A 17,604-nucleotide genomic window follows, 5' to 3' on the forward strand; every position below is an offset into this window, starting at 1 on the left:
CGGCATCCGGCATCCGCCGTCGTCGTGTCGGGCGCGCGAGCCGATCCCGGCGGCGTGACCGAGCGGAGGCGGCGCCTGGCAGACTCGGGACATGACCTCTGCCGCGGCACTGACCGACCTCGTGCCCGCGCAGGCGACGGCGGATGCCGCCTACGAGGGCTTCGTCGCGTGGGCGACCGGGCGGGGGCTGACGCTTTACCCCGCTCAGGACGAGGCGATCATCGAGCTCGTCTCCGGCGCGAACGTCATCCTCTCGACCCCGACGGGCACCGGTAAGTCGCTCGTCGCGATCGCGGCGCACGCGGCGTGTCTCGCCGCCGGAGGGCGCTCGTACTACACGGCGCCGATCAAGGCGCTGGTCAGCGAGAAGTTCTTCGCCCTCGTCGAGATCTTCGGTCCCGAGAACGTCGGCATGGTCACCGGCGACTCGTCCGTCAACCCCGACGCCCCGATCGTCTGCTGCACCGCGGAGATCCTCGCCAACATCGCACTGCGCCAGGGCGGGGACGCCCCCGTCGATCAGGTCGTGATGGACGAGTTCCACTACTACGGCGACCCCGACCGCGGATGGGCGTGGCAGGTGCCGCTGCTCCTGCTGCCGCGGGCGCAGTTCCTGCTGATGTCGGCGACCCTGGGCGACGTGACGGCCATCGCCGACGACCTGGCGCGGCGGACGGGGCGGCCCGTGGCGCTCGTGACCGGTGTCGAGCGCCCGGTGCCCCTGCACTTCTCGTACGAGCGTCGCCCCGTGCACGAGGTGCTGACGATGCTCGTCGACGAGCGCGAGGTGCCGGTCTACATCGTCCACTTCGCGCAGGCGGCCGCGCTCGAACGCGCGCAGGCCCTGGCATCCGTCACCCTCACCACCCGCGCGCAGCGCGACGAGATCGCGGAGGCGATCGGCGGCTTCCGCTTCACGACGGGCTTCGGCAAGACGCTGTCGCGTCTGGTGCGCGCGGGCATCGGTGTGCACCACGCCGGGATGCTGCCGCGCTACCGCCGCCTCGTCGAGACGCTCGCGCAGCGCGGACTGCTCCGGGTGATCTGCGGCACCGACACGCTCGGCGTCGGCATCAACGTGCCGATCCGCACCGTCATGATCACCGCGCTCAGCAAGTACGACGGCACGAAGATGCGCCAGCTCAGCGCGCGCGAGTTCCATCAGGTGGCCGGTCGCGCCGGCCGCGCCGGCTACGACACGCACGGCAACGTCGTCGTGATGGCTCCGGAGTGGGAGATCGAGAACGCGGTCGCGCTGGCGAAGGCCGGCGACGACGCGGCCAAGCGAAAGAAGATCGTCCGCAAGAAGGCGCCCACCGGCGTCGTCAACTGGGGCGAGGGCTCGTACGAGCGGCTGATCGCGGCGCCGCCCGAGCCGCTCGTGCCGCAGCTGAAGCTGACGGCCGCGATGCTCATCAACGTCATCGGCCGCGGCGGCGACGTCTTCGGCAACGTCCGGTCGCTCGTGTTCGACAACCACGAGCCGCGCGAGCGCCGCTACGCCCTCGCCCGACGGGCGATCGCGATCTTCCGGACGCTCGTGGACGCGGGGATCGTCGAGGTCGACCGCGACGCGGCATCCGGCCCGCACATCGCGCTCACCGTCGATCTGCAGCCGAACTTCGCCCTCAACCAGCCCCTGTCGCCGTTCGCGCTCGCCGCCATCGAGCTGCTCTCGCCCGACGACGACGTGCGGCCCGGCGCCGCTGCCGTCCCGAACTCCTCCACCGGGGGCGCTCCCGCCGCTGTCGAGGCTGATCCGGGGGATCGGGGTGCGGATTGGAGGAGTTCGGGTCGCGCCGAGGCCGCCACCGTCGCCGCGGGCGGCATCGGCACCGGCCACTACGCCCTGGATGTGCTCAGCGTGATCGAGGCGACGCTCGACGATCCGCGGGCGATCCTCTCGCAGCAGGAGTACCGCGCCCGCGGCGAGGCGGTCGCGGCCATGAAGCGGGACGGGATCGAGTACGAGGAGCGGATGGCGCTGCTCGAGGAGATCACCTACCCGAAGCCGCTGGCCGACCTGCTGGCGCAGTCGTTCGAGGTCTTCGCGTCGAGTCAGCCGTGGGTGCGCGACTTCGAGCTGAGTCCCAAGTCGGTCGTCCGCGACATGTTCGAGCGGGCCATGTCGTTCGCGGAATACGTCTCCTTCTATCAGCTGGCGCGCAGCGAGGGGCTGGTGCTGCGCTACCTCTCCGACGCGTATCGCGCGATCCGCCAGACCGTCCCGGCGGAGGCGCGCACCGACGAGCTGATGGACATCATCGAGTGGCTCGGCGAGCTCGTGCGTCAGGTGGACTCGAGTCTCGTCGACGAGTGGTCCGCGCTCGTCGACCCTTCGGCGGTGCTGCCCGAGGACGGCGCTCCCGTGGTGCCGCCCGCACCCCCGTCGATCCTCACGAACGAGCGCGCCTTCACGGTGCTCGTGCGCAACGAGCTGTTCCGGCGCGTGCAGCTCGCGGCGCTGCAGGACGACGACGCGCTGGTCGCCCTCGACCCCGACCTCGACTGGCCGGCCGCGCTCGACCGCTACTACGACGAGCACGACCAGATCCTCACGGGCGGACCGGCCCGCGCGCCTCGGCTGTGCGCGATCGACCGGGCGGATGCCGCGGCATCCGGCATCTGGCGCGTCGAGCAGACCATCGACGACCCCGAGGGCGATCACGACTGGCGCCTGCGCGCCGAGGTCGACCTCGCCGCCTCGGTCGAGGAGGGCGCCGCCGTGGTCCGCGCCGTCGAGCTCGTCCGCCTCTAGCCCGCCCTCTTCTTGCTTCCTCCCGCGAGCCGCCACGCCCTGCCCGAGCCGCCACGGCGCGGACGGACGTGCGATGGCGGCTCGGCCAGCGCGTAGCGGCTCGGCGGGTGCTGGCGACGGAGGGGGACGAGGTGTCGGATGCCGCGGCTAGCCTGGACGGGTGACTGCATCGATCCACCGCGACGACGACCCGTATGCGGACGTGCCGTGGGATGTCGATGAGCTGACCCCGCCCGACGAGTTCGATGTGCCGCCGCCGCCGGAGTACGACGGGTATGCCGGTGCCCTCGCGCGCGCCACGCGTGACACCGCGGCGTCGCCGGAGGGCCCGGGATCTCGTGGCGATGTCGCCCCGCCGCGGGGCGCGGCATCCGCTGGCCGTTCCGCGTCACCGCGGGGCGTGGCATACGCTGGCCGTTCCGCCGCGGCATCCCACACCGCCCACGCCCACGCCCCCGCAGCGCGGCCCGCGGCCGGGGTCGCCCGTCCGCCGCGGTCGACCGACCCGACGGCCGTCCTGAAGGAGGTCTTCGGCTACGACGAGTTCCGCGGCGACCAGGCCGACATCGTCGCGCACGTCGTGGCCGGCGGCGACGCCGTGGTGCTCATGCCCACGGGCGGCGGCAAGTCGATCACCTACCAGGTGCCCGCTCTCGTGCGCCCGGGCACGGGGCTCGTGGTCAGCCCGCTCATCGCCCTGATGCACGACCAGGTCGACGCCCTGCGAGCCAACGGCGTGCGCGCCGCGTTCCTGAACTCCACCCAGAACCCCGCTGAGCGCGCGGGCGTCGAGCAGGACTTCCTCGCCGGAGAGCTCGATCTGCTCTACGTCGCCCCCGAACGGCTGAGCGCACCCGCGACGACGGCGCTGCTGCAGCGCGGTCGGCTGAGCGTCATCGCGATCGACGAGGCGCACTGCGTCAGCCAGTGGGGCCACGACTTCCGCCCCGACTACCTCGCGCTGGGCGACCTCGCCGAGCGGTTCCCGGGCGTGCCGCGCATGGCGCTCACCGCGACGGCGACGCGCGCGACGCACCAGGAGATCACCGAGCGTCTGCAACTGCCCGACGCGCGCCACTTCGTCGCGAGCTTCGACCGGCCCAACATCCAGTACCGCATCGAGCCGAAGGTCGACCCGCGCCGGCAGCTGCTGCAGTTCGTGCGCGCGCAGCCGGCGGGCTCCGCCGGCATCGTCTACGCGCTCAGCCGCAAGTCGGTCGACCAGACCGCCGACTACCTCCGCACGCAGGGGGTCGACGCCCTGCCGTATCACGCGGGGTTGGATGCCGCGATCCGCGCGCGTCACCAGCAGCGCTTCCTCCGCGACGACGGCGTCGTGATGGTCGCGACGATCGCGTTCGGCATGGGCATCGACAAGCCCGATGTGCGCTTCGTGGCGCACATCGACCTGCCGAAGTCCGTCGAGGGCTACTACCAGGAGACCGGTCGCGCCGGCCGCGACGGCGAGCCCGCGGTGGCCTGGATGGCGTACGGCCTCGGCGACGTCGTGCAGCAGCGCCGCCTGATCGACCAGTCACCGGGCGACCGGTCGTACAAGATGCGCCTCGGCCAGCATCTCGACGCCATGCTCGCCCTCTGCGAGACCGTGTCGTGCCGCCGCCAGAACCTCCTCAACTACTTCGGTCAGAGCTCCGAGCCGTGTGGCAACTGCGACACCTGTCTCGACACCCCCGACACCTGGGACGGGCTCGTGCCCGCCCAGAAGCTCCTGTCGACCATCGTCCGCCTGCAGCGCGAGCGCAACCAGGCGTTCGGCGCCGGGCACCTCGTCGACATCCTGCGCGGCGCGTCGACCGAGCGCATCCGCCAGCAGGGTCACGACGCCCTCGCGACGTACGGGCTCGGAGCCGACCTCAGCGACCAGGACTGGCGCAGCGTGATCCGCCAGCTCCTCGCCCGCGGCATCATCGTCGCGCGGGGCGAATACGGCGTGCTCGCCGTCGGCGAGGAGGGTGCGGCGGTGTTGCGCGGCGAGCTCGCCGTGCCGCTGCGACGCGACGTGCTCGGCAAGGGCGGCGGGGCGGTGCGGGTGCGCAAGACCCCCGCCGCGGATGCCGTCGCCGACGGCGACCGCGACCTGTTCGAGGCGTTGCGCGCGTGGCGTGCCGGCGCGGCGAAGGAGCAGGGAGTGCCGGCCTACATCGTCTTCGGCGATGCGACCCTGCGGGCGCTGGCCGCGCAGCGCCCGGCATCCGTCGCCGCGCTGGAAGGCATCACGGGCATCGGGGCGAAGAAGCGCGAGGCGTACGGCGAGGCGGTCCTCGCTGTCATCGCAGGTTCATAGGAACCGTCCCCGCGCTCCACAGCCCGGGGAGGCGTGAACCATAGGCGCGGATGTTCGGGTGGTCTGCATGACCGATCGATCCCGCTCGCGCGTCCACCCGTCACGTCGTGTGCTGCTGCCCGTCACCGCCGTGGTGCTCACGCTCGGCCTCGCGGGCTGTGGCTCGCTCGCCGCCCTCGACACGGTGTCGTCGATGCCGACGTCGACCGGGGTGAGCTCCGAGACGGTCGTCGCGGACGCTTCGGGGTCGCTCTGGGACACGTCGACCGTCCACACGGTGTCGGTCCAGGTGGATGCCGATGCGCTCTCCGACATGCTCGCGACCTACCTGTCCGCGGGTGACAAGGAGTGGCTCACGGCGACGGTCACGATCGACGGCGTCGCCTACGAGAACGTCGGCATCAAGCTGAAGGGCAACTCGACCCTGAAGGGGATCACGAGCGACAGCGACGCGTCGACGCTGCCGTGGCGCATCCGCCTGGACAAGTACGTCGACGGCCAGAACGCGTCGGGCGTCACTGACTTCACGATCCGCGCCAACTCCTCGTCGACGTCGATGAACGAGGCGGTCGCGCTCGACGCGCTGTCCGCGGCGGGTCTCGCCTCCGAGAAGTCCGCCGCGACGAGGTTCTCGGTCAACGGCGGCACGGAGGTCCTGCGGCTGAGCGTCCAGGCGCTGAACGACTCGTGGGTCGACGAGAACTTCCCCGACGCCGGTGCCGATTCGGTGCTCTACAAGGCCAATGCCGACGGGAACTGGGACTGGGCGGGGGCCGACGGCGACTACAGTGCCTCGTTCGACATCGAGGCCGGTGCGGAGGACTACGCGCCGCTCGTCACCCTGCTCGATCTGGTCAACAACGGCACGGCCGACGAGATCGCCGAGAAGCTCCCCACGCTGCTCGACGTCGACTCGTTCGCGACCTACCTGGCCCTCGAGGAGGCCATCGACAACTTCGACGACATCTCGGGGCCCGGCAACAACGCGTACCTGTTCTGGGATTCGAGCACCCAACGGTTCACCGTCGTGGCGTGGGACCACAACCTCGCCTTCGGGGTGCAGAACGTCGGTGGGGGTGGTCAAGGCGGCGGTGCCGCGCCGGGAGGCGGGCGGGCTCCGGGCGGGCAGGCCGACGGTGGGGCGGCCGGCGGGGGCGGCGTGCGCGGAGGAGCCTCCGACAACCCGCTCGTCACGGCGTTCGAGGCGAACAGCACGTGGGCCCAGCTCATCGCCGAGAAGAAGACGCAGTTGCAGCAGACGCTGGTCGCGAACGGCACGCTGTCCACCTCGGTCGACGCGTGGACGGCGCTGCTGACCGCTCAGGCCGGCGATCTCGTCGACGCGTCGACCGTCCAGTCGGATGCCGCGGCCATCCTCTCCGCAGCGGGCGCCTGACCCCCGGGCGGGGGCCGGGCTGGGTCCGGGCCCGTCGTTGCCCGGGCCCGTCGTCCCGGAATCGGTGGCGCGCACCAGAATCGGATGCTGGGGCTGCCCGGGTCCGAATCCGCTTGCGTTCTCCGCATCCGCTGCGCGGCATCCAGCACTCGACGCGGGTTCCGGTCTGCGCAATGCGGCATCCGGTCTGTGTCCGGCCCGCCTCACGACCGCTTGCTCCGTCGCCTTCCCGCACCGCCGCCGCGGAATCGGAGGCGCGCAGCAGAATCGGATGCCGGGGCTCCCCTGATCCGAATCCGCTTGCGTTCTCCGCATCCGTTGCGCACGCGGCATCCAGCACTCGACACGGGTGCCGGCCTGCGCAATGCGGCATCCGGTCTGTGTCCCACCCGCCCCGCGACCGCTTGCACTCCCGCCCATCCCGCCGCCGCGGAATCGGAGGCGCGCACCAGATTCGGATGCCGGGGCTGCCCTGGTCCGAATCCGCTTGCGGTCTCCGCATCCGCTGCGCGGCATCCAGCACTCGACGCGGCTTCCGGTGTGCGTGCCCGCTTCGGCCGCCTGCCCGCACGGCCTGAGCCCTACCGCCCGCCCCCCCGCCGCGGAGTCGGAGGCGCGCGCCGGAATCGGATGCGGGAGCGCATGTGGTCCGAATCTGCTGCGCTCCTCCGAATCCGCCGCGGCGCGGCAGCGGCCCCGGCCCGGGCGGTCAGCGGCGGGGCAGGATGTCGTCGAGGTGGGCAGCGAGGTGCGCGGCCACGTCGACGCTCTCGCGGTCGTACAACCACTGGTACTGCAGGCCGTCCCACAGTGCGACGAGGCGGATCGCCTCGCGCTCGGGGTCGCGGTGCGCCGGCAGGTCGCCGTCGTCGCGCGCGGCGCTCAGCATCGCGGCGAGGCGGTCGATCGCGAGCGTGAACCGGCGCTCGAAGTAGTCGTGAGCCGGGTGGTCGTCGGGCAGGGCCTCGCACGAGAGCACCGCGTAGACCTCGATCAGTCCGGGTGCGGTGGCCGCGTTGGCGGCGGCACCGCGGGGGATGTCGCGCAGGATGTCGGCGGCGCGGGTGAGTCCTTCCAGGGGTTCGACCGAGACGGCTCGGTCGCGCTCGGCGAGGACGGCGCCGAGCAGCGCGTCCTTGGAGGAGTAGTGGTGCAGCAGGGCCGATTTGGACACGCCGACACGTTCCGCGATCTCGCGGAGGCTCGTGGCGGCGTAGCCGTCGCGGGCGAAGAGGGCCGTCGCGTCGCGGAGGATGCGGGCCCGGCGCTCGCGGCCGACCCGATAGCCGTCGGTGCCGGTCTCGTCGGCGGATGCCGAGTCGAGCGGCTGCCACGAGACGGACACGGCGGAACCAGAACCCCCGGAACCAGACCCCCCGGAACCCCCAGACCCCCGGCCCACGGTCGTGGCCGCGGCATCCCCGTGCCATCCGGGGGGCGTCGCGAGCGCGTGCTGCACCTCCGTGAGCAACGGGACGAGGTCGACGCGGTCGGGGAGGTAGAGCTCCAGCAGCTGCAGGCCGTCCCAGACGGCCGCGACGCGCACGGCCTCGCCCTCGAAGTCGCGCGCCGGATCCACGGTGCCGGCGGCGGCCGCGTCGCGCAGGGCGACGACCGAGAACTCGCGCAGCCGCGCGTAGCGCTCGCGCATGTAGGCGTGGGCGGGGTGGTCCCGCGTCGAGCTCTCGCCGACCAGTGCGGCGTACAGCGGCAGGTAGCCCTCGAGGCCCTCGTTGCGCGCCGCGATGGCGGCGAACATCAGCGTGCCCGGCGCGGGGACGGCGTCGCCGTCGAGCAGCGCCTCCTCGGTGGCGCGGTCGAAGGAGGCGATCACCGCCGTCAGGAGCAGATCCTTCGAGGCGAAGTGCTTGAGCAGGCCGGGGTGCGTGATTCCGGCGGCGGCGGCGACGTCGCGCAGTGATGCCGCGCGGTAGCCGCGCGAGACGAACACGTCTCGGGCCGCCTCCACGATGCGGTCGCGGGTGGCGGCGGCGTTGCGTGTGCGCTGCGGCGTGCTCGTCGTCATGCTCGCCTCCCGAGAGACCACCCTACTGCGGCCCCTGCCCTCCCGAAGGATTCAGTTACCAATCGGTCGGGTTTCGTGTACCGTGTCCCTCGAGACCTCGCGTCTCACCCTCACATCGCTGTGAAAGGACTCTCCATGACAGAGCTGTCACCGGCTGCGACCGCCGCGGCCGTCGGAACGACCGGCATCCGGACGCCGGGCACCACCCCGTCGAAGACGCCGCGGGGCTACACCGCGAGCCTCGCCGCCGTGAACTTCGGCGTCTATCTGGCGCTGCTCACGCCGGTCATGGTGTCGATGGCGTTCAAGATCCAGCACATCTCGACGGATGCCGCCGCCGCGACCGCCAACCTCGGGCTGGTCCTGGGCGTCGGTGCGCTGTTCGCCCTCGTCGCGAACCCCCTCGCCGGACGCCTCTCCGATCGGACGACGTCGCGCTGGGGCATGCGGCGGCCGTGGATCCTCGGCGGGGCGATCGTCGGTCTCGGCGCCTTCGCGTTGATCGGCGCCGCCACCTCGGTGTGGGTCGTGCTGGTGGGATGGTGCCTCGCGCAGGCGGCGATGAACGCGCTCCTCGCGGCGGCCAACGCGACGCTGCCCGACCAGGTGCCGGTGGCCCGTCGCGGCGCCGTCTCGGGGCTCGTGGGCATCACGACGCCCCTCGGCATCCTCGGCGGCAGCTTCCTGATGAACTTCATCGCCGAGGACTTCCTCCGCTTCCTCGTGCCGGCATTGATCTCGACGGTGCTCGCCGTCGTCTTCGTCGTCATGCTCAAGGACCGCGTCCGCACGGAGAAGCCCGTCGACCGCTTCACGATCGGCAAGTTCTTCGGCTCGTTCGTGTTCAACCCCGCCGCCCACCCCGACTTCGGCTGGACCTGGCTCACCAAGTTCCTGGTGATGTTCGGCTACGCCGGCATCGCGACCTTCCTCCCGTTCTACCTCGTGGAGAAGTTCGGCCTCGATGAGCAGGGAGCCATCGCGACGATCCTGGTGGCGAACCTCGCGTCGATGGCGGCCATGATGGTGTCGAGCCCGCTCGGCGGCATCCTGTCCGACCGCATCGGCAAGCGGCGTCCCTTCGTCGCGATCGCCGGTCTGATCATGGTCGTCGGCCTCGTGCTGCTGGCCTTCGCGCCCAGCATCCCCGTGCTCATCGTCGCGCAGGCGATCATCGGGTTCGGCGCCGGGTCGTTCTTCTCCGTCGATCTCGCCCTCGCGACCCAGGTGCTGCCGAACCCCGACGACGTCGCGAAAGACCTCGGCGTGCTCAACATCGCCAACGCGCTGCCGCAGTCGATCGCGCCCGCCATTGCGCCGTCGATCATCGCGCTCGGCGCCGCGACGCCGCTCGGGGGCTACACGACGTACTACCTCTTCGGCGCCCTCGTGGCCCTCGCCGGCGCCGTCCTCGTCTACCGCATCAAGGGAGTGAAATGACCACCGACACCACGACGACCCCGCCCACCGCGATCGAGCGGCCCTGGCTCGACGCCGATCTTCCGATCGACGAGCGCGTCGAGCTGCTGCTGGGGGAGATGACCGTCGAGGAGAAGGCGGGCCTGTTCTTCCAGACGATGATCGCGATGGGTCCCGACGGCGCGCTCTCCGACGGCGACCCCGCCTTCGGGCTCCCCTCGACCGACGAGTACGTGCGTGAGCGGCACATGACCCACTTCAACCTGCTCGGCGTCGCCCCGACCGCGCGCGAGATCGCGCAGTGGCACAACCGCCTGCAGGAGCTCGCGGCCTCGACGCGTCTCGGCATCCCCGTGACGATCTCGACCGACCCGCGCCACTCCTTCACCGAGAACCCCGGCACCGCGATGCTCTCGGGCCCGTTCTCGCAGTGGCCCGACGCGCTCGGCCTCGCGGCGACGCGCGACGAGGAGCTCGTGCGCACCTTCGGCGACATCGCGCGGCAGGAGTACACGGCCGTCGGCATCCGCGTCGCCCTGCATCCGCAGGTCGACCTCGCGACCGAGCCGCGCTGGGCGCGTCAGCTGCAGACCTTCGGAGAGGATGCCGAGCTGTCGGCGCGGCTGGGCGCCGCGTACATCCGCGGATTCCAGGGCGACAGCGTCGGGGCGGGGTCGGTGTCCACGATGGTCAAGCACTTCCCGGGCGGCGGGCCGCAGAAGGACGGGGAGGATCCGCACTTCGCCTACGGCCGCGAGCAGGTGTACCCCGGCGACGCGTTCGAGCTGCACCTGAAGCCGTTCGAGGCGGCGTTCGCGGCCGGCGTGCGCCAGGTCATGCCCTACTACGGGATGCCGGTCGGCACGCAGTACGAGGAGGTCGGCTTCGGGTTCAACAAGAGCGTGCTCACGGGTCTGCTGCGGGAGCGGTTCGGGTTCGACGGCATCGTCTGCACGGACTGGGGTCTGCTCACCGACAGCGAGATCATGGGAACGCCGTTCCCGGCCCGCGCCTGGGGCGTCGAGCACCTGACCCCGGCGGAGCGCATGGCGAAGACGCTCGATGCGGGCGCCGACCAGTTCGGCGGGGAGCGCTGCACCGAGATCCTGCTGCAGCTGGTGGCCGACGGGGTCGTCGCCGAGGACCGTCTCGACGTCTCGGCCCGGCGCCTGCTGCGGGAGAAGTTCCTGCTCGGCCTGTTCGACGACCCGTACGTCGATGTCGACGCCGCGGATCGCATCGTGGGCTCCCCGGACTTCCGGGCGGCGGGCGACGCCGCTCAGCGCGCGGCGATCACGGTGCTCGCCGCGACCGACGCGGTGCCGTTCGGGCCCGAGCCGAAGCTCTACGTCGAGGGGATCGACGCCGACCTCGCCGCGCAGTACGGGCAGGTCGTCGCGACACCGGGCGAGGCCGACGTCGCCGTGCTGCGCCTGCAGGCGCCGTACGAGCAGCGCGGCTCGATGTTCGAGAACTTCTTCCACGCCGGGTCGCTCGACTTCCCGGACGAGGTCGTCGCCCACGTCGCCGAGGTCGCGGCCGCGGTGCCGACCGTCGTCGACGTGTTCCTCGACCGTCCCGCGATCCTCACGCCGCTGGTCGAGCTGGGCGTGACGGTGACGGGCAACTGGGGTGCGAGCTCCGCCGCGCTGCTCGACGTGCTCTCGGGTCGGGCCGTCGCCCGCGGACGGCTCCCCTTCGACCTGCCGCGGTCGATGGCCGCGGTGGAGGCCTCGCGTCCCGACGTCCCGTTCGACACGATCGACCCGCTGTTCCGCTTCGGCCACGGCGTCGATCTCTGACCGCGCGTGGCCGTCTCGCCTGATCGGGGGAGGGCGACAGAATCGGATGCCGCGGCGCGCGGCATCCGATTCTGTTTTGGTGCTCCGATTCCGCGGCGGCCCGCACCCTGCGTGCCCGTGAGACTCAGTCTCACGAAGCGTGGGTGTGGGTTCCATACAGGTCCGGATGCCGCGACGGTCGCGAGCGTTGTGGAGAGCCCGCAACGGGTTTGCGGCGGTGTTGTAGCCCTCCTACCGTCGAGACTGAGTTCTGCTGTCCGCTGTCGAAAGGTACGCCGATGACCGACGCCGCCGTCCGTCCGAAGAAGCCCGCCACGAACACGCGCACTCCCGCGGGGGGAGCCCCCACCGCCGCGCACACCGCGGCCGAGGCGCACGAGGCCCGCATCCACGTCGACACCGTCACCGACCTGCTGCTCGGCACCTGGGCCGACACGCGGCGCGAGGCCCGCGAGATGATCAAGGACCCCGCGATGTGGAAGATCGAGGGGCTGTCGGTGGCCGACCACCGCGAGCGCGTCCTCGGGCAGCTGCGCGTGCTCGTCGAGAACAACGGATCGCGCCGCGCGTTCCCGAAGAAGTACGGCGGCCTCGAGGACAACGGCGCCAACCTCGCCGGCTTCATGGAGCTCGTCCTCGCCGACCCGTCGCTGCAGATCAAGTCGGGCGTGCAGTGGGGCCTGTTCGGCTCGGCGATCTACCAGCTCGGCACCGAGAAGCACCACGACGCGTGGCTGCGCGACGTCATCGACCTCGAGCTCCCCGGCGCCTTCGCCATGACCGAGATCGGCCACGGCTCCGATGTCGCGGCCATCGGCACGACCGCCACCTACGACCCCGAGACCGAGGAGTTCGTCATCCACACGCCGTTCCGCGGCGCATGGAAGGACTACCTCGGCAACGCCGCGCTGCACGGGCGCGCGGCCACGGTGTTCGCCCAGCTCATCACCGCCGGGGTCAACTACGGCGTGCACTGCTTCTTCGTCCCCATCCGCGACGAGAACGGCGAGATGCTCCCGGGCGTGCAGAGCGAGGACGACGGCGTGAAGGGCGGCCTCAACGGCATCGACAACGGCCGGCTCGCCTTCGACCACGTGCGCGTCCCGCGCTTCAACCTCCTCAACCGCTACGGCGACGTCGCCGCCGACGGCACCTACACCTCGGAGATCCCGAGCCCCGGCCGCCGCTTCTTCACGATGCTCGGCGCGCTGGTGCAGGGACGCGTCTCGCTCGACGGCGCCGCGACCACGGCGACGGCCCTCGCCCTGAACATCGCGATCACCTACGCGGGCCAGCGCCGCCAGTTCGACTCGGGCTCCGGCAGCGACGAGGTCGTGCTGCTCGACTACGGCAAGCACCAGCGGCGTCTGCTGCCGCGGTTGGCGCAGGTGTACGCGCAGTTCTTCTCCAACGACGAGCTGCTGCGCACCTTCGACGGCGTCTTCAGCGGCCGCACCGACACCCCCGAGGAGCGCGAGAACCTCGAGACCCTCGCGGCGGCCCTCAAGCCGCTGTCGACGTGGAACGCGCTCGACACGATCCAGGAGTGCCGCGAGGCGTGCGGCGGCTCGGGTTTCATGGCCGACAACCGTCTGGTGGGGCTGCACCACGACCTCGACGTCTACGTCACCTTCGAGGGTGACAACAACGTGCTCCTCCAGCTCGTCGGCAAGCGGCTGCTCAGCGACTTCGCGAAGCAGTTCCGGGGCGCGGATGCCGCCAAGCTCGCCTCCTTCGCCGCCAGGCAGACGGCCGGCAAGGTGTTCCACGGCGCGGGGCTGCGCCAGCTCGGACAGGCGGTGACGGACCTGGGCTCGACGGCGCGGTCCGTCGAGCTCGGTCTGCGGGCCGAGCAGCAGCACGAGCTGCTGGCCGGACGCGTACAGCAGATGATCGAAGACATCGCGGGCCGGCTGCGCCCGGCATCCAAGGCCTCGCCGGCCGAGGCGGCGGCGATCTTCAACGCCAACCAGGCCGAGCTCATCGAGGCTGCGCGCGCCCACGGCGAGCTGCTGCAGTGGGAGGCGTTCAGCGACGGCATCGCCGGCGTCTCGGATGCCGGCACGGCTCAGGTGCTCACGTGGCTGCGCGACCTGTTCGGCCTGCACCTGATCGAGAAGCACCTCGCCTGGTACCTGATCAACGGGCGCCTGTCGGCGCAGCGAGCGGCCTCCGTGTCGAAGTACATCGACCGGCTGCTCCTGCGCCTGCGCCCGCACGCGCAGGACCTCGTCGACGCGTTCGGGTTCGCGCCCGAGCACGTGCGTGCGCCGATCGCCTCGGGCGCCGAGCGGGAGCGGCAGGAGGAGGCCCGCACCTACTACGCCGACCTCGCCGCCTCGGGGGCCGCCCCCGTCTCAGAGAAGACCCTGAAGAAGAAGTAGCCCCGCGACGCCCCGCGAGCCGACACGATTCGCGCGAGCCGCTACGGCGCGGCCGGGCCATTGTGTGACGGCTCGGTCACGGGGTAGCGGCTCGGTGGTGGTGGTGGTGAGTGGCGGGCCGGCCGACCCCGCGCGTGTGCCGGACTCCTCCACGCGCGGGGGCGTGGGCCGCGTCCGAGCGTCCCTGCCCCGCGACCGCAGCGAGTTGGAGGAGTTCGGGACCCGGACCTCGGCGCCCGTCCCCGACACCCCGGTCATGCCGGGGCTCCCGACGGCGCGACGCGGCCGCGCGGTGTCGGCGCCCGCGGCTAGCCTGACGGAGTGAGTGATCTGCGTGTGGGCCCCGACGGCGTCTCGCGGTGCGGCTGGGTCGGTGACGACCCGGAGTACCGTCGCTACCACGACGAGGAGTGGGGCCGGCCGCTGCACGGCGACCGCGCGCTCTTCGAGAAGCTGAGCCTCGAGGGCTTCCAGGCGGGACTGTCGTGGATCACGATCCTCCGCAAGCGTCCCGGTTTCCGCGAGGCGTTCGCCGGCTTCGACCCCGAGGTCGTCGCGGGCTTCGACGACGGTGACGTCGACAGGCTGATGGCGGATGCCGGGATCGTCCGCAACCGCGCGAAGATCCTCGCGACGATCGGCAACGCGCGGCTCGTCCGCGACATGCGTCCCGGTGAGCTCGACGCGCTGATGTGGTCGTTCGCGCCCGACGCGAGGGCCGAGGCGGAGCGGCCGCGCGTCTTCGCGGACGTGCCGGCGGTGACCCCGGCATCCGATGCGCTGTCCGCCGCGCTGCGCACGGCGGGGTTCCGTTTCGTCGGCTCCACCACGATGTACGCGCTGATGCAGTCGGCGGGGATGGTCGACGACCACCTTCACGGGTGTCACCGCGCACCCTGATCGACGCACCCTGACCGCCGGGAGGGGTGCGCCGTGTCGCACCCACGCGGCAGACTGACGCCATGGCACCCGCATCCGAGCACGTCGCCGACTCGCACGGACGCATCCGCGTCGTCGGGGCGCGTGAGAACAACCTCCAGGGCATCGACGTCGAGATCCCGAAGCGGAGGCTGACGGTCTTCACCGGCGTCAGCGGCTCCGGCAAGTCCAGCCTCGTGTTCGGAACGATCGCGGCCGAATCGCAGCGGCTGATCAACGAGACGTATCCCACGTTCGTGCAGCAGTTCATGGGACAGCTGAGTCGCCCCGACGTCGACGCGCTCGAGAACGTGAGCCCGGCCATCGTGGTCGATCAGGAGCGGATGGGCGCCAACGCGCGCTCCACGGTCGGCACCGCGACCGACGTCCACGCCATGCTGCGGGTGCTCTTCAGCCGCATCGGCCGGCCGCACGTCGGCTCGCCGCAGGCCTTCTCGTTCAACGTGCCGTCGGTCTCGGGGTCGGGGGCGATCACGATCGCCGTCGGCGCCGACGACGGCAAGACCGAGCGCCGCTCGTTCGAGGTCACCGGCGGCATGTGCCCCGCGTGCGAAGGGCTGGGGCAGGTGAGCGACATCGACATCGACGAGCTGCTCGACCGCTCGCTGTCGCTGCGCGCGGGCGCCATCCGGGTTCCCGGCTACACGCCCGACGGCTGGATGGTGAAGGGCTACAGCGAGTCCGGGTTCTTCGACCCCGACAAGCCCATCGCGGACTTCACCGACGACGAGCTGCACGTGCTGCTGCACCGGGAGCAGACGAAGGTGAAGATCGCGGGCATCAACATGACCTACGAGGGACTCGTCCCGCGCATCACGAAGTCGATGCTGCAGAAGGACCGGGAGGGCCTGCAGCCCCACGTCCGGGCCTTCGTCGACCGTGCGGTGAAGTTCATGCCGTGCGCGGCATGCAGCGGGACGCGACTCAACCACGCGGCGCGATCGTCGAAGATCGCGGACGTCAGCATCGCGGATGCCGCGGCGATGCAGATCACCGAGCTCGCGGCCTGGGTGGCGACGATCGACGACCCGTCGGTCGCGCCGCTGGTGACGGGGCTGCGCCAGACGCTGGACTCGTTCGTGGCGATCGGGCTGGGCTATCTGTCCCTCGATCGCGCCAGCGGCACGCTGTCCGGCGGCGAGGCCCAGCGCACCAAGATGATCCGCCATCTGGGCTCGAGCCTCACCGACGTCACGTACGTGTTCGACGAGCCCACGACGGGTCTGCACCCGCACGACATCCAGCGCATGAACGACCTCCTGCTCCTGCTGCGCGACAAGGGCAACACCGTGCTGGTCGTCGAGCACAAGCCGGAGGTCATCGCGATCGCCGACCACGTCGTCGACCTCGGACCCGGCGCGGGGCGGGCCGGCGGGCGCATCACGTACGAAGGCGACGTCGCCGGACTGCGCGCGTCCGACACCGTCACCGGCCGGCACATCGACCATCGCGCCCGACTGAAGCCCGAGACGCGCGGCGCCCGGGGCGCGCTGCCGATCCGCGGTGCGCGCCTGCACAACCTCCAGGGCGTCGACGTCGACGTGCCCCTCGGCATCCTCACCGTCGTCACCGGCGTCGCCGGTTCGGGCAAGTCCTCCCTGATCCACGGGAGCCTGCCCGCCTTCGAGGGCGTGGTCGTCGTGGACCAGACGCCCATCAAGGGCTCCCGCCGGTCGAGCCCGGCGACCTACACCGGCGTGCTCGACGCGATCCGCGCCGCGTTCGCGAAGGCCAACGGCGTGAAGCCCGGACTGTTCAGCGCGAACTCGGAGGGGGCGTGCCCCGCGTGCCGGGGGCTCGGGGTCATCATCACGAACCTCGGTTTCACCCAGAGCGTCGAGACGCGGTGCGAGCTGTGCGAGGGCAGCGGCTTCAGCGACACGGTGCTGGAGTACCGCTGGCAGGGGCGCACCATCGCCGAGGTGCTCGCCATGCCGGTCGACGAGGCGGCCCCCTTCGTGGGGAAGGGGCCGGCGCACGCGGTGCTCGTCCGCATGATCGACGTGGGCCTGGGCTACATCACCCTCGGCCAGTCGCTCGCGTCGCTCTCCGGCGGGGAACGCCAACGCCTCAAGCTCGCGATCGCCATGGCGAAGCCGGGCGCGGTCTACGTGCTCGACGAGCCCACGACCGGGCTGCATCTGGCCGACGTCGACAACCTGCTGGCGCTGCTCGACCGGCTGGTGGATGCCGGAAACTCGGTGATCGCGATCGAGCATCACCAGGCCGTCATGGCGCACGCCGACTGGATCATCGACGTCGGCCCCGGGGCCGGCCGCGACGGGGGACGGGTGGTCTTCGAGGGGACGCCGGCCGCGCTCGTCGCGCAGCGCGAGACGCTGACCGCCCGTCATCTCGCGACGTACGTCGGAGGATGACGAGCCAATAGTGGGTAGTTCTCCCCATGCGCAAGGGTGCACCGCCGTGAATTCTGTGACGTAGGCTATCCGGGTCTGCACGACGTGTGCGCCTGCTTCAGCAACAGGTCCCGACGCCACGCAAACAACGAGCCCGGAGGGGAGCCGAGCCCACAATGAAGTCCTTTGCGTGGCTTCGCGCGCGTCCGCGCACGCTG

General features: G+C 71.5%; 9 protein-coding genes. 8 read left to right on the forward strand and 1 reads right to left on the reverse strand.

Annotation, left to right across the window (positions count from 1 at the left end; genetic code table 11):
• Positions 1–91: 91 nt before the first annotated feature.
• The 3 genes from KY498_RS12755 to KY498_RS12765 all read left to right on the forward strand — a co-directional run bounded on the left by KY498_RS12755 (position 92) and on the right by KY498_RS12765 (position 6,459).
• Positions 92–2,758 carry an RNA helicase gene (locus KY498_RS12755; protein ID WP_191009199.1) on the forward strand — a complete coding sequence of 889 codons (2,667 nt, stop codon included), beginning with the start codon at positions 92–94 and terminating at the stop codon, positions 2,756–2,758.
• A 160-nt stretch (positions 2,759–2,918) separates the two neighbouring features.
• Entirely contained in the window at positions 2,919–5,063 is a 2,145-nt protein-coding gene (gene recQ, locus KY498_RS12760) for a DNA helicase RecQ (RefSeq protein WP_191009198.1), read from the forward strand.
• A 67-nt stretch (positions 5,064–5,130) separates the two neighbouring features.
• Positions 5,131–6,459 carry a CotH kinase family protein gene (locus tag KY498_RS12765; RefSeq protein WP_191009197.1) on the forward strand — a complete coding sequence of 443 codons (1,329 nt, stop codon included), beginning with the start codon at positions 5,131–5,133 and terminating at the stop codon, positions 6,457–6,459.
• A 709-nt stretch (positions 6,460–7,168) separates the two neighbouring features.
• On the opposite strand, the gene KY498_RS12770 is transcribed toward KY498_RS12765, so the two are convergent.
• Positions 7,169–8,485, reverse strand: coding sequence for a TetR/AcrR family transcriptional regulator (locus tag KY498_RS12770; RefSeq protein ID WP_191009196.1), 1,317 nt, complete (start codon positions 8,483–8,485; stop codon positions 7,169–7,171).
• A 135-nt stretch (positions 8,486–8,620) separates the two neighbouring features.
• Between KY498_RS12770 and KY498_RS12775 the strand changes: the two genes are divergently transcribed.
• From KY498_RS12775 to KY498_RS12795, 5 genes are all read left to right on the forward strand, one after another.
• A complete protein-coding gene (locus tag KY498_RS12775) occupies positions 8,621–9,925 on the forward strand; it encodes an MFS transporter (protein ID WP_191009195.1) in 1,305 nt (434 codons plus the stop codon).
• The gene (locus KY498_RS12780; protein WP_191009194.1) at positions 9,922–11,706 is read left to right on the forward strand and encodes a glycoside hydrolase family 3 N-terminal domain-containing protein; all 1,785 of its coding nucleotides are present in this window, start codon (positions 9,922–9,924) and stop codon (positions 11,704–11,706) included. The genes KY498_RS12775 and KY498_RS12780 overlap by 4 nt, the downstream gene beginning before the upstream one ends.
• A gap of 278 nt (positions 11,707–11,984) precedes the next feature.
• Complete coding sequence (locus KY498_RS12785) at positions 11,985–14,090, forward strand: acyl-CoA dehydrogenase (RefSeq protein ID WP_191009193.1); 2,106 nt, start codon at positions 11,985–11,987, stop codon at positions 14,088–14,090.
• 321 nt (positions 14,091–14,411) lie between these two features.
• Positions 14,412–14,990 (forward strand): DNA-3-methyladenine glycosylase I, encoded by a 579-nt coding sequence (locus tag KY498_RS12790; protein WP_060961087.1) that lies wholly within the window; start codon positions 14,412–14,414, stop codon positions 14,988–14,990.
• A 62-nt stretch (positions 14,991–15,052) separates the two neighbouring features.
• Positions 15,053–17,407 carry an excinuclease ABC subunit UvrA gene (locus tag KY498_RS12795; RefSeq protein WP_191009192.1) on the forward strand — a complete coding sequence of 785 codons (2,355 nt, stop codon included), beginning with the start codon at positions 15,053–15,055 and terminating at the stop codon, positions 17,405–17,407.
• The last annotated feature ends 197 nt before the right edge of the window (positions 17,408–17,604 follow it).

The sequence above is a fragment of the Microbacterium sp. PAMC21962 genome (assembly GCF_019443465.1).
GTDB lineage: Bacteria > Actinomycetota > Actinomycetes > Actinomycetales > Microbacteriaceae > Microbacterium > Microbacterium hominis.